Raw genomic sequence first — 17,204 nt, 5'->3', positions numbered from 1 at the left:
TGTGCGGCGGGTAGGAGTGTGGCGCGCCTGCACCATTTCGGGGCGCGTTGTTCCGCGCGGGAATGGCGGGATCGGGGCGGCTATCACGCGCGTCGCAGCGCTGACGCGGAGCGGATACGGCGTAGAAACAAAAACGCCGCGCCGGCCATGCGGAATGGCGGGCGCGGCGCAGCTGGCGAAAATACTCAGGCGGTGGGCAGGCCGGTGGCGTCGAACACGCCTTCGAACAGCACCGAGCTGAGATAGCGTTCGCCGGAGTCGGGCAGCACGACGACGATGGTCTTGCCTGCATGCTGCGGGTCGCGCGCCAGACGCACCGCGGCGGCCACCGCGGCGCCGCTGGAGATGCCGGACAGGATGCCTTCTTCGCGGGCGAGGCGGCGGGCGTAGTCCACCGCTTCCTCGTTGCCCACGGTTTCCACCTGGTCGACCAGCGACAGGTCCAGCACCTCGGGCACGAAGCCGGCGCCGATACCCTGGATCTTGTGCGGGGCGGGCTTTAGTTCCTGGCCGCTGCGCTTTTGGGTGAGGATGGGGCTCGCAGCGGGTTCGACCGCAACCGACAGCACGTCCTTACCGCGCGTTTTCTTCAGGTAGCGGCTGACGCCGGTGATGGTGCCGCCGGTGCCGACGCCGGAGACGAAGATGTCCACCGTCCCTTCGGTGTCGTTCCAGATTTCCGGGCCGGTGGTTTCTTCATGGATGGCCGGGTTGGCGGGATTCTTGAACTGCTGCAGCAGCACGTAGCGCGAGGGGTCGGACGCGGCGATTTCCTCGGCCTTGGCGACCGCGCCGCTCATGCCCTTGGGGCCCTCGGTCAGCACCAGCTTGGCGCCGTAGGCGAGCAGCAGCTTGCGGCGCTCGATGCTCATCGTTTCCGGCATCGTCAGCGTGATGGGGATGCCGCGCGCGGCGGCGACGAAGGCGAGCGCGATGCCGGTATTGCCGGAGGTCGGCTCCACCAGTTCCTTGCCGGGGCCGAGCAGGCCACGCTTCTCGGCATCCCAGATCAGCGCCGCACCCAAGCGGCACTTGACCGAGTAGCCGGGGTTGCGGCCCTCGATCTTGGCCAGGATGGTGGCGGGCGCGCCGTCGGTGACGCGGTTGAGGCGCACCAGCGGCGTATGGCCGATGGAGCGGGCGTTGTCTTCGTACCAGTGGGTCATGGCGGGTCCTTGTCGGTATGGTTGGGGCGCCGGGGGCAGGGGATGCCGTCATCGAGGCGGGCGGCGTTGCTGCACCCGGATTTCGGAGAATATCAAACGTATCTTGCCTGCGGGCCGGCCTCGCGCCCATGCAGCGTGCGTGAAAGCGGGGCCAGGCCGGCGGCAGCGCGTCCGCGCGGCCCGGCGCCGGCCGCAGCGGCCAGGGATTCGTACAGGGCATAGCCTTCGGACCACGGGCCGAAGCCCGATTCGACATTGATGTGGCCCTTGGCGCCGACGTTTACGAAGCGGCTGCGCCAGCGCTCCGCCCACAGCGCGGCGGTGTCGATCGCCACCCACGGGTCGTTCGTGCTTGCCACGACGATGCTCGGAAACGGCAGCACCTCGGCCGGCAGCAAGGCTTCCACGCCGAACTTCACCGGGTCGGCCGGGGCCACCAGCAGCGCCCCGGCGATGCGGGGCGCGCGGTGGGCCGCGGCGGCGACGCTGGCGAGGCAGCCGAAGCTGTGCGCCACCAGGATCACCTGGCCGCTCGCCGCGTCGATCGCGTCGATGACCTCCTCGGCCCACACATCGAGCACCGGATTGGCCCAGTCGGCCTGATGGACGCGGCGCGCCTGCGGATGGACCGCCTCGAACCAGCTCTGCCAGTGGGTCGGGCCGCTACCGTGGAGCCCGGGAACGATCAGCGTGGTGTGCATGGCGATGGCGTGCGTAGTCGACGATGCGAGGCAGTGTGACGGGCGGCCGGAGCCGCCGGAACGAAGTTTTTCCGCTATGCATTTCGCCCGCCGCGCGTAGCCGCGGGTGCGGTGCGCGAGCGCGCGGGCGATGGGAAACAATGCAGATATTGTTGGTTCGGCCGCCGCGCCCGGCCGCCTAGACTGCCGCGGCGAACAGAGCGAGGAGAGCGCGATGAGCACTGCAAGTGCCGACGAATTCGGCTGGCTGCCCCAGCACTGGCGGCCCGGCTTCAGCCTGCGCCGCGCGCCCGACGGCCGTGTGCTCGGCCGCTTCTACGGGGCCGAATTGTCCAGTGTGTTCCAGCCCGTGGTGGAGGCCGGCAGCCTGCGACGCGTCGGGCGCGAGGCCTTCGTGCGCAGCGATGCGGGTGGCGAACCCGGCTTGTCGCCATGGAGCCTGTTCTCCATGGTCGCCGACGACGCGGTGCTGGTCGGCCTCGACCGCCTGTGCCGCACGCTGCACGTGCTCAACGATCCGCTGGCGCACGACCCCGCGGCCGCCGACGAGCTGCTGTTCCTCAATGTGCACGGCCGCCTGCTCGCCGCGGTCAGCGAAGACCACGGCCATGCCTTCCGCCGCATCCTCGACTTCATCGACCGCCGCCTCGCGGCCCGGATCGTCATCGAAACGCCAGAGGCCGCGTGCGCCGATCCGCGCCTGCTGGGCTTCGTGCTCGCCAATTACCGTCTCAACGGCTTCAAGGTGGCGGCCAACGTGCGTTCGCTGTCCGGACTGGCCGGTCTGCTCGGCGAGCTGCGGCCCAACTTCGTCAAGGTCGATGCCCGCCATCTGCGCCTGACGGATTACGCGGCCTTTGCCGAGCTGGCTGCGGCGCACGCGGTGCGCCCGGTGTTCACCCGGGTCGAAAGCGCGCAGCAGCGCGAGGTGCTGGCCGCAGTGGACGGCGCCTGGGCGCAGGGCTTCGCCTACCCGGAAGTCGCCCTGCCGGGCGCGGCGGCCGCCGTTGAGCGCGGCCGCGGCCAGCTTGCCGCCTGAGCCGGCTCAGAAGTTGACGCGGACGCCGACGCGCAGCGTGCGCGGTTCGAGCGGATGCACCAGGCGGCCGTCGATCGCCGAACCGCTGCCGCAGCCGCCCAGCCCGGCCATCGCCTCGCCACGGGTGCAGGCGCCGCCCCAGTACTCGATGTCGTTGGCGCGTTTGTCGAACAGGTTGAGCACGTCCAGCGTCGCCTCGATCTGCTTGCTCACCCGGTAGCCGAGCTTGAGGTTGGCCATCCAGAACGCGGTGGATTTCTCCTCGCCCGTCTCCTCCAGGTCGTAGGCGCCGAGGTAGCGCAGGCGCAGGCCGCCGAACCACTTGCCGCCGTCATCCACGCTGAGGCCGAGCGAGGCGGTGAGCGGAATCGCGTTGGGCACGCGGCGGCCGCCGTTATCCGGGTTGGCGTCCTTGAAGCGGGCGCGCGACCAGGCGACGTCGGCATCGACGATCAGCCAAGGGGTGGGCGCGAAGTAGTTGGACCACTCCACGCCGTGGCGGCGCGAGGCGCCCTTGGGTTCGGTGATGCCCTCGTCGCCGACGAACACCAGCTCGGAATCCAGCGCCATGCGCCACACCGACAGGCTGGTGTTCCAGCCCGGCAGCGGCGCCGCGCGCACGCCCAGTTCGCTGCCGCGCGCCTTGACGATCAGCGGCACGCGTTCGGCCGGGCTGCCGTCCTGCGGATTCGTCCGCGCCGTGGCGCCGCGCACGTCGTTGCTGTGGAAGCCGTGGCCCCAGTTGGCGTAGAACTCGGTCTGCCCGAGCAGCTCGAAGGGGCCGAGCACCAGGCCGAGCTTGGGGCTGGTCTGGCGCGCTTCGGCGTGGCCGCCGTTGTCCATGTTGAAGCTGCCGGCGAGCGCGCTGGCGCGGGCGTGGATCTCGTCGTAGCGCATGCCCAGCCCGGTGCGCAGCCAGGGCGTCCATTGCGTGCGGGTATCGACGAAGACGCCGACCGCGGTCTCGGTGATGCGGTCCTCGCGGACCACCTCGGTGCGCTGGCGATTCACCGTGTTGTAGAGGCCGACCTTGTCGATGCGGTCCTGGCGCAGCTGCGCGCCGACGGCGAGTTCGGTGTCCTTCCACTGCGGGCCGAGGAACCAGCTGCGGTGCAGCTCGCCGCCCCACTGCAGGCGGTCGTCGGCCTGTTCGTGCTGGTCGCCCTGCAGGCCGCTGATGTAGCCCGACGGCGCGGAATACAGCTTGAGCCCGTAATCGACCACATAGGCGCTGGCGCGGGTGATGCCGCTGGCGTCGCTGCGCGCCCATTCGCCCGCCAGGCTGTAGCGATGCGTCTTGCCGCCGTCGTTGGCGCTGAGCGTGCCGTAGCGGTCGATCTCGCCGCCGCTGATCGCGCGTTCCGGCACATGCTCGGAGGCGGTCCAGTCGGCGCGGTAGAACATGCCGGTGATCGCGAAGCCGTTCGCCGCGGTGCCGGAGGACAGCCGCAGCAGCGCGTTTTTCTTCACCAGGTTTTCCGGCTGCTCCCAGGGTCCGTCGTTGCCGGTGAATTCCACCGCGGCGAGCAGCCGCAGGTCGTCGTTGAGCGCGGTGCTGCCGGCGGCGAGCAGACGGCGGTAGTTGTTCTGGCCGAAGCCGAACTCGACGAAAGGCGCGGCCAGCGTGCGCAGGTAGTCGATGCGGGCGCCGCCGCTGGTGGCGAAGTCGCCATCCTCGGCGCCATATACCCCTTTGCGGTACTTCACGCTGGAGATCAGCTCCGGGATCAGGAAGTTGAGGTCCATGTAACCCTGGCCGTGGGCGTGCGACACCATGTTCACCGGGATGCCGGTCACGGTGGTGGCGAAGTCGCTGCCGTGGTCGAGGTTGAAGCCGCGCAGGAAGTACTGGTTGGCCTTGCCGTCGCCGGAATGCTGGGTCACCACCATGCCGGGCACCGCCTCCATGACTTCGGCCGGGCGCAGCAGCGGGCGGGTGGCGAGCTGTTCGGCGGTCACCGTGCCTTCGCTGGCGGAATCGGCCACGCCGATCAGGTCCTTGCTGTCATTGCCCACGGTCACTTCCTGCAGCGTCGGGATGCCGGCGCCGAAGGCGGGCAGGGCGCAGGTGGACAGTAGCGCGAAGCCGAGCGATCTCAGCGTGGTGGGCAGCAGCGCGCCGGCACGCAGGACCGCGTTGAGCGCGGTTTCGTTATGGGGGCAGGCGCCGGGCCCCAGGGAGTAGCAATGCACGACTCGTCTCCGTTGTGGGGGGCGAGCATCGTCGGCGGCGGTTCGTGCGCGAAACGCGCGCGGCAAGGGCCTGGCCGGGGGCCGGGCGATCACTGCCGCTACGAACGTATCGCAGGAAAAACACGCGCAACCTCTGCCAGGGACACCCCGCCCCGTCTGTTTCAAGGATGGACGTTGGGGCAGGTCTCCTGGCTCTCGGGTCGTCGCGCTTCGCCCGCCTTCCCGGAACGCATCCAGTGGCATGGGGTGGCGAAGCGCTCGCCGATGACAGTTGCGGGGGCAGCGCCGGAATTCGAGCTGGGCTCGGCACCGGCTTCCCTTTTAATCCCCTGGCGGGGAACCTTCAACGCCGGGGAGTTTAGTTGCCGGACGTGCGCGGGGTCAAACCTTCATCACTGGATGTAGTGGGTGCGCGCGCGCCGGACCACTATGGGTGGTCCTCGAATGGCATCGGTTGGATGAGCGGATCGCGCAAGGCCGCGCTTCTACGCGGTCCACACCTGGCCGCGGCGGTCTTCCACCCGTTTGGCCTTGTGGGTGGCGCGCGGCAGGGTGTCGGGGTCGAGCACCGCGATGTGGGCGCCGACGCCGGTGATCGCCTTGACGCGATGGGCGAGGCGGTCGGCGAGCGCGTCGGCGGTGCCGTGGAAGCCGGCGGCGCGCTCGACCTCGATGGTGAGGCGGTCGAGGTGGTCGATGCGCTCGATCACCAGCCGGTATTCGCCGCTGAAGTCGTGGTCCTTGCGCACGATGGCTTCGACGTCGCTCGGGAAGATGTTCACGCCGCGCACGATGAGCATGTCGTCGCGCCGGCCGTGCACGCCGAGCAGGCGCTGGCTGGTGCGGCCGCAGGCGCAGGGCTCGTCGGTGAAGCTGACGATGTCGCCGGTGCGGAAGCGGATCAGCGGGCGGGCGCGCTTCTTCAGCGTGGTCAGCACCATCTCGCCGCGTTCGCCGGGGGCGACCGCCTCGCCGGTTTCCGGATCGAGCACTTCGACCAGGATGTGGTCTTCCGCCCAGTGCAGGCCGTCCTTTTCCTCGCACATGCCGGCGCAGGAGCCGAAGATGTCCGACAGGCCGTAGTAGTCGTACACCTCGGCGCCCCACAGCGCCTCGATGCGGGCGCGGGTCTCGGGAATCGAACCGCCCGGCTCGCCGGCGACGAAGATGCGTTTCACCGCCAGATCCTTTTTCGGGTCGATGCCTTCCTTCTGCGCGGTCTCGCCCAGGTACCAGGCGTAGGACGGCGTGGTCCAGATCGCGGTGGCCTGGAACTGGCGCAGGATCGCCAGCAGGCGTTCGGACGGCACCGTGCCGGCGTGGATGCTGAGCGCGCCGAGCTTCTGCGCGCCGAGCACGCAGGGGCCGCCGATGAACAGCGAGAAGTTGAGCGAATGCGCGTAGCGGTCTTCTGGCCGCAGGCCGGAGGACCAGAACTGGCGCGCCTCGTAGTCGATCCAGTCGTCGAAATCCTGCTGGGTGAAGGGCGACACCGTGGGTACGCCGGTGGAGCCGGACGAAGCCGACACGTACACCACCTCGCGTTCCGGCACCGCGGCGAGGTCGCCGAGCAGCGGCTTCGCCTCCTGGCGTTCGCGCAGGATCTTCTTGTCGATGGTCGGGAAGCGCTGCAGGTCGGCGAGTGTCTTCAGGTCTTCCGGCTTCACGCCGGCAGCGTCGAAGCTGCTGCGGTAGTAGGGCGAATTGTCGTAGGCGTGCTTCAGGTGGTCCTTCAGCAGGCCGAGCTTGAGCGCGTCCCATTCGGCGCGGCTCTGGGTTTCGAGTTGCGGGTCCCAGTATTTCTGGTTGGTGTCGCGGGGCATGGCGGTTCCTGTTCGGGCGCGGGGGGGCGGGGGTGCGGACGGGGCGGGGAAGGCTCAGCCGCCCTTGCGTGCGGCGGGCTTCCAGGCGGCGAACGGCGCTTCTTCGTAGCCGGCTTCGCGCACGTAGCGGGCAAGGCGCAGCCAGTCCGCCAGCGGCAGCGCGCTGCCCACCTGGCGTGCCACCGGCAGTCCGTCGAGGTCGTAGAACACCACCGTGGGCAGCACGGACACGCGCTCGGCGTGGGCGAACTCGGCCTGGGTGGTGGCCTTGCCGGCGAAGTCGCGCAGTGCGCCGGGTTCGTCCGCCATCACCGACACCGCGACGAAATCGCGCTGGTAGGTGCGCCGCAGGCCGGCATCCTTGAAGGTGGTGGCGCGCAGCCGGGCGCATTCGCTGCAGCCGTTCATCTCGTACAGCACCACCACGCCGCGCTTGTTCTCCTTGCGGGCCTGCGCCAGTGCTGCGTCCAGCTTCGCCGCCGCGGGGAAGAAGCCGTCGTCGTGATGCGCGGTTGCGGCGGGCGCCGCAGTGGCCGCGCCGACGCTACCGTCGGCGAACAGCGCCACCAGCAGCAGCGCGATGCCGATCAAGCTGATCCAGAGTCCGCGCCCGAGCAGGCTTTCGCGCGCGTCGCTGAAGTCGGCGGGCGGCAGCGGTTCGCCCGGAATGGCCTCGAACGGCGGCGCCGGCACGGTCGGGTCGGCAAAGGTGTCGCGATGGCGCGGGGCGGGCGGCGCTTCGTTGCGGTGCGCTTCGGGCGCGGGGGTGGGGTGGCGGCTCATCCGGGTTCTCCTTGGGGTCAGCGCAGCCAGAACAGTGCGCGGTGGCGCAGGGCGTCGAGCAGGCTCATCACTGCCCAGGTCACCGCACCGGTGTAGAGGATGCCGGCCACCATGCGCGGGTAGTCGGCGAAGTCGGCGTAGTACTGCACGAAGCGGCCCAGCCCGGCGTTGGCGCCGAAGAGTTCGGCCACCGTCAGAAGGATGAAGGAGAAGCCCAGTCCCACCGCCATGCCGGAAAAGATGTGCGGCAGCGCGGCCGGGAAGATCACCTTGCGCAGGGTTTCGAGCCGGCCGAAGCCGAGCACGCGCGCGTTGTCGCGGTGGCGGCCTTCCACCGCCAGCGCGCCGGCGGCAGCGTTCTGGAAAATCGGCCAGAAGGCGCCGACGAAGACCACGAAGGTGGCCGACAGGTGGAAGGTCGGCAGCACCGCGATCGCATAGGGAATATAGACCGTGGGCGGCACCGGCGCCGCGACCTTGGCGAACGGGAAGAAGGCCCGCGCCAGCCGCGGCGTGGTACCCGCAGCCAGCCCGAGCGCGACGCCGAGCACCAGCGCGGTGCCGAAACCCGGGATGAGGATGAGGAAGGACGACACCGTGCCGCGGCCGAGTTCCGGCAGCGAATCCCACAGCGCCTGCAGCACGGTGAGCGGCGGCGGCAGCAGCGGATTGCCGCTGCCGGCGAGCGCACTGCCGATCGCCTGCCAGATGGCGACGAGCACCGCGGCGAAGGCCCAGGGCTCCCAAGCGAACGGGAGGCGGAAGCGGGGGGCGGCGGGCTCGGCGGTCGGGGTGGTGGGGTGGTCAAGCGCGGTTTGTTGGGCGCTCATGGGGTGCTCCAGAAATTCAGTGGGCGTGCCGTGTGTCTCCCTCCCCTTCAAGGGGAGGGTTGGGGTGGGGATGGGGTTAGTCGCTGCGCTGAGCCCAACCCCATCCCCCTCCTAGCCGGTAGTCTCGGCTTCGCCTCGCCGCTACACCGGCGGCAAGCATGCTTGCCGAAACCCCGGTTCCGCCCCCCTTGAAAGGGGAGGAACAGAACCCCCGGCGCGTGTGGGTGGCTTAAATACTCGGACGCTCAGTACCTGACCGCTCAAACCACCTCCAACCCCGCCAGCGTGTCCGCATCCAGCGCCTCCGCGATCCGCTCGCGCAGTTCGTGGAAGGCCGTCTCGCCGAACAGCGCCGCGCGTTTGCGCGGGCGCGCGAACGGCACCACGTGCTCGGCGATGATCCGGCCGGGCGAGGCGCCCATCACCACCACGCGGTCGGCCAGCAGCAGGGCTTCGTCGACGTCGTGGGTGACGAACACCACGGTGCGGCGCGGACGGCCGCGCTGCCAGACCTCGATCAGCAGATCCTGCAGCTTGGCGCGGTTGATCGGGTCGAGCGCGCCGAAGGGTTCGTCCATCAGCAGGAAGGGCGATTCCAGCGCCAGCGCGCGGGCAATCGCGGCGCGCTGCTGCATGCCGCCGGACAGCTCGAACGGATGGCGCGGGGCGGCGTCGCCGAGGCCGACGCGGTCCAGGTGTTCCCAGGCGCGCTGGCGGCGTTCGGCGCGGCCGAGGCCGGGGTGGGCCTTGGCCACCGCTTCGGCCACGTTGTCCGCCACCGTCATCCACGGGAACAGCGTGTAGTGCTGGAACACCACCGCGCGGTCCGGGCCGGGGCCGGCCACCGGCTTGCCGGCGGCGGTGATGCGCCCACGGCCGGGCCTTTCCAGACCGGCGAGCAGCCGCAACAGGGTGGATTTGCCGGAGCCGCTGGGGCCGAGCAGGGCGACGAACTCGCCCTCGGCCACGTTCAGCTCGATGCCGCGCAGGATTTCGCGGTCGCCGTAGGCGAAGGCCAGGCCTTCGACGCGCAGGCTGTTGCCGGTACTCATCACGCGCTCCTTGCGGCCGGCCGTGCAGTGACGATCACAGCACGTTCCTTTCCTGTTCCGCCTTCAGCTTCTGCTTCCAGAACGGGTCGTTCGGCTGTTCCTTGGCAAGGCCCTGTAGCGCACGGTGGTAGGGATCAAGCGCGAACGCCGGCTGCAGCGGACGGCTGCCTTCGATGAATTCGGAGGACACCATCGTCGTCCAGAACTTCTGCGTGCCCTTCACGTTGGGGTCGGTGCCCTGTTCCAGGTGCGGCGAGTAGTAGCCCTGCTCGAGGATGTCGCGGTCGAGCTTCACGTACTTCTGGATGGCGTCGATGGTCTCCTTGCGGTTCTGCGCGGCGAACTTCTCCGCCTTCAGGATGGCGCGCAGGAAGCGGTCCCAGGTGTCGCCTTCCTTCAGCCGCTCGGACTTCACCACCAGGCGGCAGCACGGATGGCCCGGCTGCAGTTCGCCGGTGCGGATCACCACCTTCAGGCCCTGGCGTTCGGCGCGGATGTCGTGCGGGCCCCAGGTGACGCCGGCATCGACCTGGCCGGACTTCACCGCTTCCAGCACCGCCGGCGGGCTCTTCAGTTCGAAGATCTCGACATCCTTCTTCCAGTCGATCTTCTGGTCCTTCAACGCGGCCCGCAGCACCGCGTCGCCGGTGGCGAGGCGGATGGTGGCGATCTTCTTGCCCTTGAGGTCGGCAACGCTGCGGATCTTGTCGGCGTTTTCCGGCTTCACGATGATCGCCGCGTCCTCGCCCATGATGCCGCCGATGATCTTGAGGTCGGCGCCACGCGAGTAATGCACCAGCGGCGCGGTGGTGCCGAAGGCGCCGATGTCGAGCTTGTTGGCGACCACCGCGTTGAGGCCGTCGGCGGAATTGACGAATTCCACCAGTTCCACATCCAGCCCTTCCTGCTTGAAGAAGCCCTGTTCCTTGGCGACGAAGAACTTGGCGTGGCCGGTGACCGGCAGGTAGCCGACCTTGAGCGATTCGGCGAGCGCAGCGCCGGAAGCGAAGGCGAGGGCGAGCGCGGCGAGGCCGGCGCGGATAAGCGGTTTGGTGCGCATGAAGACTCCCATTGCGGATTGCATACGACGCCGGCGACGGCCGGTCATCTCCGGCGAAAAGATTAGATTCCGCCCGCGTGCGCACGAACCAATAAAAAGGGAATTTCATTTCCGCATTCGTAATATCGAATTCGAAATCGTGCGCAGCGCGCCGGCGCAGTGGCCTTTCGTTCGTGTCGGGCTCGATCGGAATATGCAACGCAATAAATAGTATTGGCTGGCGCAAAAGCGCTTGCGGCAAATTGCCTCCCATATCGAATGCAGCGACAGCGGCGCCTCCATGCGTCGCGCATCGCGTCAGGGAGAAGACGATGAGAGCAAGCGCGAGCCGGGCCCTGGTGGTGGGCGCCGACAGGGTCGATGCGATACGGGCGGAACTGGAACAGGCCGCCCACCTCGGCGTGACCCGCACCGAACACTGGTCCGGCCGGCAGGTCGGCGACAACCGGCGCCAGATTCCGGGCGACACCCGGCTTGTGGTCGTGCTGTGCGACCGCATCAACCACGACTTGCTGTACAGCGTGCGCCGGCAGGCCGCCAGCCGCGGCCTGCCCGTGGTGTATTGCCGCCATTCGCTGGTGGATATGCGCGACAAGCTGGCGCGCTTCGTGGTGCCGGCCGAAGCCGACTGCATCGCGGTGGATTGCCCGGTGCGCAAGGACAAACGCAGGGCCCGCCATTGAAAGCCCGCTCCCTCCCTTCAAGGGGGTGAGGACGGGGTTTCGGCGAGCATGGCTCGCCACGGGCGGAACGACGGTGCCTCCTGGCTCCGGCTACCGGCTTGGGGTGGGGATGGGGTTCTGCAGACCGGCCGAAGCCATTTGCGCAACAAAGGTTTTTCCCACGGCCCAATTTTCTTGTTCTTGGCGACCACCAATTTCAAGTTCGAAGATATCCAATTCACGGAAAGAGAAATGTCCATCCAGTCGATCAATGTCCGCAATCAATTCCGCGGCAAGGTGAAGGAAATCATCCACGGCCCCGTCGTCTCCGAAATCGACGTGGAAACGCCGCACGGCATCGTCACCTCGGTGATTACCACCCGTTCGGTGGAAGAACTGCAATTGCGCATCGGCAGCGAGGTGATTGCGCTGGTGAAATCGACTGAAGTGTCGATCGCCAAGGTTTGAGCGGAGCCGACACCATGACTCAGGCAACGAATCGCCGCCGTTTCATCGGCTTCGCCGCCGCGGCTGCCGGCCTCGCCGTGCTGTCCGCCGGCCCCGTCCACGCCCAGCAGAAGGAGATCCGCATCGGCTGGCAGAAGGGCTCCACGCTGTCCATCGTCAAGGCGCGCGGCAATCTCGACGCGCGTCTCAAGGCCGAAGGCGTGAAGGTGACGTGGACCGAATTCCCCGCCGGGCCGCAGATGCTGGAAGGGCTCAACGTCGGCAGCATCGACATCGGTGTGGTCGGAGAGACGCCGCCGGTGTTCGCCCAGGCCGCTGGCGCGGATCTGGTCTATGTCGGCAACGAACCGCCGGCGCCGCGCGCCGAGAAGATCCTGGTGCCCAAGGATTCGCCGATCAAGTCGCTGGCCGAACTCAAGGGCAAGAAGGTGGTGCTCAACAAGGGCTCCAACGTGCATTACCTGCTGGTAAAGGCGCTGGAATCCGCCAAGCTCAAGTACAGCGACATCGAGGTGGTGTTCCTGCCGCCGGCCGATGCGCGCGCCGCGTTCGAGAAGGGCGCGGTGGATGCCTGGGCGATCTGGGACCCGTTCGGCGCCGCCGCCGAAGCGCAGATCGGCGCCCGCATCGTCGCCGACGGCAGCGGCATCGTGAACAACTACAACTTCTACATCGCCGCGCGCAGCTTCGTGAACAAGCATCCGGAAGTGCTGGCCTCGGCGTTGGTTGCGATCAACGAAACCGGCACCTGGGTGGGCGCCAACCAGCAGGACGCCGCCGCCATCGTCGCGCCGCAGATCGGCCTGCCGGTGGAGGTCGCCGCGGTGTCGGTGTCGCGCTACGGCTACGGCGTGAAGCCGCTCACCAACGACGTGGTGAAGCACCAGCAGCAGATGGCCGACGCGCTGTTCGAACTGAAGCTCATCCCCAAGAAGCTGGACGTTGCCGGTGCCGTGTGGCGCCCGGCGCCCTGATTTCGCGCACGACGAATACCTGCGGAGCACACCCATGAGTCAGGACAACAAGCTCAACATCTTCTGGTTTCTGCCCACCCACGGCGATGGCCGCTACCTCGGCACCGCGCATCAGGCGCGCGCGGTGGATCACAACTACCTCAAGCAGATCGCCCAGGCCGCGGACAGCCTCGGCTACGGCGGCGTGCTGATCCCCACCGGGCGATCGTGCGAGGATTCCTGGATCGTCGCCTCCAGCCTGGTGCCGGTAACCCGCCACCTCAAGTTCCTGGTGGCGCTGCGCCCGGCGACGATTTCGCCGACGGTGGCGGCGCGTCAGGCGGCGACGCTGGATCGACTGTCCGAAGGCCGGCTGCTGGTGAACGTGGTGGCCGGCGGCGACGCCTCCGATCTCGAGGCCGACGGCATCTTCCTCGACCATGACGAACGCTACGAGCACGCCGACGAATTCCTCGATGTGTGGAAGCGCCTGCTGTCCGGCGAGACGGTCGATTACGACGGTAAGCACATCAAGGTAAAGGGCGCGCGCCAACTCTTCCCGCCGCTGCAGCAGCCGCATCCGCCGCTGTTCTTCGGCGGCTCGTCGGACCGCGCCCACGATACCGCGGCCAAGCACGTCGAGCTCTACCTGTCGTGGGGCGAGGCGCCGGAAGAGGTCGCGAAGAAGTTCGCCGACGTGAAGAAGCGCGCCGAGAAGGAGGGCCGCCAGGTGCGCTTCGGCATGCGCCTGCACGTGATCCCGCGCGAAACCGAGGCGGCGGCGTGGCAGGCCGCGGACGAGCTGATCCGCTACCTCGACGACGACACCATCGCCAAGGCCCAGGCTTCGCTCGGCCGCATGGATTCCGAAGGCCAGCGCCGCATGCGCGAACTGCACGGCGGCGACCGCAGCAAGCTGGAGATCGCTCCCAACCTGTGGGCCGGCGTCGGCCTGGTCCGCGGCGGCGCCGGCACCGCGCTGGTGGGCGACGGCAAGATCATCGCCGAGCGCATCAAGGAATACGCCGCGATCGGCGCCGACACCTTCGTGCTGTCGGGCTATCCCCACCTGGAAGAGGCGTACCGCTTCGCCGAACTGGTGTTCCCGCATCTGAACGTGGCGAACCCGCGCTTTGACACCGACGTGGCGGCGGGGCTGACCAATGCGACAGCGGGGAATCTGCGCAAGGCGCCGACCCTGGTGAGCCCGTTCGGGGAGATGGTGGCGAACGATCTTTATCCGAAGGCGGCTGCGAGCTGAGGCCAAGGCAGGACTGAGCAAGGTAGTGGCGAACCAAGAACGATGCGAGGGTACGGTGTTTTTTCCCTCCCCCTTCAAGGGGGAGGCTAGGAGGGGGATGGGGTTGGGTTCAGCGCCGCGGCTAACCCCATCCCCACCCCAACCCTCCCCTTGAAGGGGAGGGGGCAAGACCGGCGCCGCCGCGAGTCGCGCGCGCTGGCCCCTGAAGGCCCAAGGCCAAAGCCCAAGGCCCCGGCTTCGCCTTCCTCGACAGGCACTCGCGCAAGCGCCCCCGCCCTTACCACCCGAAAGAAATTGCATCACCCACAGGACACCCCATGACTACCCAGAACCACAATCCCTTCTCCTCCACCCGCCGCCGCAGCCTGCTCGCCCTCGGCGGCCTCGCTTCCGCCGCGCTGCTGCCGTCCTTCGCCCGTGCGGCCTGGGACGGCAAGGCCGTCCGCATCGGCTACCAGAAATCCTCCACCCTCACCGTGCTTGCCAAGGCCCGTGGGGCGCTCGACAAGCGTCTCGCGCCGCTGGGCCTCAAGACCGAGTGGTTCGAATTCACCAGCGGTTTGCCGCTGCTGGAAGCGCTCAACGTCGGCAGCATCGACTTCAGCGCCGACGTGGCCGACACCGTGCCGGTGTTCGCGCAGGCCGCCGGCGCGCGCCTGACCTATGTCGCGCAGGAAGCGCCTTCGCCCACCGCGCAGGCGATCGTGGTGCCGGAAGCCTCGCCCATCCGTTCGCTGGCGGAACTCAAGGGCAAGAAGATCGGTGTCGCCAAGGCCTCGGGCGCGCACTATCTGCTGATCGCCGCGCTCGCCAAGGGCGGGTTGTCACCGCGCGATGTGGAGGTGGCCTACCTCACGCCGGCCGATGGCCGGGCCGCGTTCGAGAAAGGCGCGATCGACGCCTGGGCAATCTGGGACCCCTTTCTCGCCGGCGTGCAGCGCCAGTCGAAGGTACGGCTGCTCACCGGCGAACCGGCGGTGGCGGAATACAAGCGCTACTACCTCGCCGCCGACAGCTTCGCCGAGGCGCGGCCGGACGTGCTGGCCGTGATCTTCGACGAGTTGCGCCAGACCGGCCGCTGGGTCAAGGCCAACCCCAAGGAAGCCGCGGCGCAGCTTGCCCCGGTGTGGGGGCTGGACGCCGACACGGTGGAGCTGGCCAACGGCCGCCGCAGTTACGACGTGCGCGCGGTGGCGGCCGACCAGCTCGGTGAGCAGCAGCGTATCGCCGATGCCTTCTTCGACGAGAAGTTGCTGCCGAAAAAGGTGGTGGCGACCGAGGTGCGGTTGTGGAAACCGGCTTGATCCGGCGGACGCCGCCCGCTGCAGGAGACCCTCATGAGTAACCCGACCGCCGGCTGGCGCAGCCGGCCCGCGATTGCCGCGGTGCTGCCGTGGCTGGTGCCGGTGTCCATCGTCGTGCTGTGGCAGCTCGTGGCGCAGAGCGGCTGGCTGTCCACCCGCATCCTGCCGGCGCCGCTGGCGGTGCTGAAGGCGGGCCGCGAACTGGCCGAGAGCGGCGAGCTGTTCACCCACCTCGGCGCCAGCTTCGCCCGCGCCGCCACCGGATTTGCCATCGGCGGCGGCATCGGCTTCTTCTTCGGGCTGATCAACGGCGGCTACCGGCTGGCGGAGAACCTCTTCGACACCACGCTGCAGATGGTGCGCAACGTGCCGCACCTGGCGCTGATCCCGCTGGTCATCCTGTGGTTCGGCATCGGGGAGGAGGGCAAGCTCTTCCTGGTCGCGCTCGGGGTGTTCTTCCCGATCTACCTCAACACCTTCCACGGTATCCGCTCGGTGGATGCCGCGCTGGTGGAGATGGGGCGCTCCTACGGCCTGTCCGGCTGGGCGCTGTTCCGCCAGGTGATCCTGCCGGGCGCGCTGCCCAACATCCTGGTCGGCGTGCGCTATGCGCTCGGCTTCATGTGGCTGACGCTGATCGTCGCCGAAACCATCTCCGCGACCTCGGGCATCGGCTACATGGCGATGAATGCGCGCGAGTTCCTGCAGACCGACGTGGTGGTGCTGGCGATCTTGCTCTACGCCGTGCTCGGCAAGGTCGCGGATCTCGTTGCCCGCGGGCTGGAGCGCGTATGGCTGCGCTGGAGCACGGCTTACCAGCCGGTTTGAGACAGGAAGCCCTCGATATGAGCGCAAACGACAGCAGGGAATTCGCCCACGTGGCGGAACAGGGCCGGCGCGCCGCGCAGGGCGTGGCGGTGCGGGTGGCACAGGTGGAGCGCCGCTTCGGCCAGCGCACCGTGCTGCACAAGCTGGACCTCGACATCCGGCCGGGCGAGTTCGTCGCCATCGTCGGCAAGAGCGGCTGCGGCAAGAGCACGCTGCTGCGCCTGCTCGCCGGGCTGGACAAGGCCGACGGCGGCGGCATCACCGTAGATGGCAAGCCGCTGGCGGGCCTGGACGACGACATCCGCATCATGTTCCAGGACGCCCGGCTGCTGCCGTGGAAGAAGGTGCTGGACAACGTTGCCCTCGGCCTCGCCGGCAAGCGCTGGGTGGTGTGGGAACAGGCGCGCCTGGCGCTTGCCCAGGTGGGCCTCGTGGATCGCGCCGAGGAGTGGCCGACGCGGCTCTCCGGGGGGCAGCGCCAGCGCGTGGCGCTGGCGCGCGCGCTGGTGCACCGGCCGCGGTTGCTGTTGCTGGACGAACCGTTGGGCGCGCTCGACGCGCTGACCCGGATCGAGATGCACCGCCTGATCGAGCAGCTGTGGCGCGAGCACGGCTTCACCGCCGTGCTGGTGACCCACGACGTGAGCGAGGCGGTGGCACTGGCGGACCGCATCGTGGTCATCGAGGACGGCCGCGTGGTGCTGGACCAGCGCGTCGATCTGCCGCGCCCCCGTTCGCGTGGTGATGCCGCATTTGCTGCGCTGGAGGGGAGGGTGCTGGATCGTCTGCTCACCGTGCAGGCACTGAACGCGCGCAACCAGGTGCGCGGCAAGGTGCGCGCGATCCGGGTAGACAGCGTGCTGGCCGAGGTGGAGGTCGAGATCGTGGGCCGGGATGGCCGGACCGACACCGTGGTGTCCACCCTCACCGTGCGCAATCTGCGCGAACACGCGCTGGAGGTGGGCGCCGAGGTGGTTGCGGTGTTCAAGTCCAACGAAGTGGCGATCGCGACCCCGGCGCAAAAGCCGAAGTTCGACTACGTCGACGTCATGCTGCCGTGCTGAGCCGGGGCGGGCGAAGC

16 protein-coding genes and 1 riboswitch are annotated in these 17,204 nt (G+C 68.7%); of the genes, 8 read left to right on the top strand and 8 right to left on the bottom strand.

Annotation, left to right across the window (positions count from 1 at the left end; genetic code table 11):
- Window positions 1-185: 185 nt before the first annotated feature.
- The gene (gene cysK, locus dqs_RS12520) at window positions 186-1,166 is read right to left on the bottom strand and encodes a cysteine synthase A (RefSeq protein WP_065340686.1); all 981 of its coding nucleotides are present in this window, start codon (window positions 1,164-1,166) and stop codon (window positions 186-188) included.
- Between the two features lie 92 nt (window positions 1,167-1,258).
- The gene (locus tag dqs_RS12515) at window positions 1,259-1,867 is read right to left on the bottom strand and encodes an RBBP9/YdeN family alpha/beta hydrolase (RefSeq protein WP_065340685.1); all 609 of its coding nucleotides are present in this window, start codon (window positions 1,865-1,867) and stop codon (window positions 1,259-1,261) included.
- 214 nt (window positions 1,868-2,081) lie between these two features.
- Here dqs_RS12515 and dqs_RS12510 point away from each other — a divergent pair, with 214 nt between their 5' ends.
- Window positions 2,082-2,906 carry an EAL domain-containing protein gene (locus tag dqs_RS12510; protein WP_011766128.1) on the top strand — a complete coding sequence of 275 codons (825 nt, stop codon included), beginning with the start codon at window positions 2,082-2,084 and terminating at the stop codon, window positions 2,904-2,906.
- A gap of 6 nt (window positions 2,907-2,912) precedes the next feature.
- On the opposite strand, the gene dqs_RS12505 is transcribed toward dqs_RS12510, so the two are convergent.
- The 6 genes from dqs_RS12505 to dqs_RS12480 form a co-directional block, all read right to left on the bottom strand.
- Complete coding sequence (locus tag dqs_RS12505) at window positions 2,913-5,099, bottom strand: TonB-dependent receptor (protein ID WP_065340684.1); 2,187 nt, start codon at window positions 5,097-5,099, stop codon at window positions 2,913-2,915.
- Window positions 5,100-5,260: 161 nt separating this feature from the next.
- A riboswitch (cobalamin riboswitch) is annotated at window positions 5,261-5,460 on the bottom strand.
- 124 nt (window positions 5,461-5,584) lie between these two features.
- Window positions 5,585-6,922, bottom strand: coding sequence for a phenylacetate--CoA ligase family protein (locus tag dqs_RS12500; RefSeq protein WP_065340683.1), 1,338 nt, complete (start codon window positions 6,920-6,922; stop codon window positions 5,585-5,587).
- Window positions 6,923-6,976: 54 nt separating this feature from the next.
- Window positions 6,977-7,705, bottom strand: a complete 729-nt coding sequence (locus tag dqs_RS12495) for a thioredoxin family protein (RefSeq protein ID WP_065340682.1) — start codon at window positions 7,703-7,705, stop codon at window positions 6,977-6,979.
- A gap of 17 nt (window positions 7,706-7,722) precedes the next feature.
- Complete coding sequence (locus dqs_RS12490; RefSeq protein WP_084018488.1) at window positions 7,723-8,535, bottom strand: ABC transporter permease; 813 nt, start codon at window positions 8,533-8,535, stop codon at window positions 7,723-7,725.
- A 260-nt stretch (window positions 8,536-8,795) separates the two neighbouring features.
- Window positions 8,796-9,587 carry an ABC transporter ATP-binding protein gene (locus dqs_RS12485; protein ID WP_065340681.1) on the bottom strand — a complete coding sequence of 264 codons (792 nt, stop codon included), beginning with the start codon at window positions 9,585-9,587 and terminating at the stop codon, window positions 8,796-8,798.
- Window positions 9,588-9,621: 34 nt separating this feature from the next.
- The gene (locus tag dqs_RS12480; protein ID WP_011766122.1) at window positions 9,622-10,647 is read right to left on the bottom strand and encodes an ABC transporter substrate-binding protein; all 1,026 of its coding nucleotides are present in this window, start codon (window positions 10,645-10,647) and stop codon (window positions 9,622-9,624) included.
- Window positions 10,648-10,958: 311 nt separating this feature from the next.
- Here dqs_RS12480 and dqs_RS12475 point away from each other — a divergent pair, with 311 nt between their 5' ends.
- The 7 genes from dqs_RS12475 to dqs_RS20530 all read left to right on the top strand — a co-directional run bounded on the left by dqs_RS12475 (window position 10,959) and on the right by dqs_RS20530 (window position 17,187).
- Window positions 10,959-11,330, top strand: a complete 372-nt coding sequence (locus dqs_RS12475) for a DUF2325 domain-containing protein (RefSeq protein ID WP_011766121.1) — start codon at window positions 10,959-10,961, stop codon at window positions 11,328-11,330.
- A gap of 231 nt (window positions 11,331-11,561) precedes the next feature.
- Window positions 11,562-11,777, top strand: coding sequence for a TOBE domain-containing protein (locus tag dqs_RS12470; RefSeq protein ID WP_011766120.1), 216 nt, complete (start codon window positions 11,562-11,564; stop codon window positions 11,775-11,777).
- Window positions 11,778-11,791: 14 nt separating this feature from the next.
- A complete protein-coding gene (locus dqs_RS12465) occupies window positions 11,792-12,751 on the top strand; it encodes a sulfonate ABC transporter substrate-binding protein (RefSeq protein WP_065340680.1) in 960 nt (319 codons plus the stop codon).
- A gap of 34 nt (window positions 12,752-12,785) precedes the next feature.
- Window positions 12,786-13,991 carry an FMNH2-dependent alkanesulfonate monooxygenase gene (ssuD, locus tag dqs_RS12460; RefSeq protein ID WP_065340679.1) on the top strand — a complete coding sequence of 402 codons (1,206 nt, stop codon included), beginning with the start codon at window positions 12,786-12,788 and terminating at the stop codon, window positions 13,989-13,991.
- 317 nt (window positions 13,992-14,308) lie between these two features.
- Window positions 14,309-15,295 (top strand): aliphatic sulfonate ABC transporter substrate-binding protein, encoded by a 987-nt coding sequence (locus dqs_RS12455; RefSeq protein ID WP_065340678.1) that lies wholly within the window; start codon window positions 14,309-14,311, stop codon window positions 15,293-15,295.
- A gap of 33 nt (window positions 15,296-15,328) precedes the next feature.
- Complete coding sequence (gene ssuC, locus dqs_RS12450; protein WP_065340677.1) at window positions 15,329-16,123, top strand: aliphatic sulfonate ABC transporter permease SsuC; 795 nt, start codon at window positions 15,329-15,331, stop codon at window positions 16,121-16,123.
- 17 nt (window positions 16,124-16,140) lie between these two features.
- Window positions 16,141-17,187, top strand: a complete 1,047-nt coding sequence (locus dqs_RS20530; protein ID WP_179947989.1) for an ATP-binding cassette domain-containing protein — start codon at window positions 16,141-16,143, stop codon at window positions 17,185-17,187.
- The last annotated feature ends 17 nt before the right edge of the window (window positions 17,188-17,204 follow it).

It is taken from the genome of Azoarcus olearius, from assembly GCF_001682385.1.
GTDB lineage: Bacteria > Pseudomonadota > Gammaproteobacteria > Burkholderiales > Rhodocyclaceae > Azoarcus > Azoarcus olearius.
Note: the sequence above shows the minus strand (reverse complement) of the source record. Positions and strands in the feature narration are given on the sequence as shown.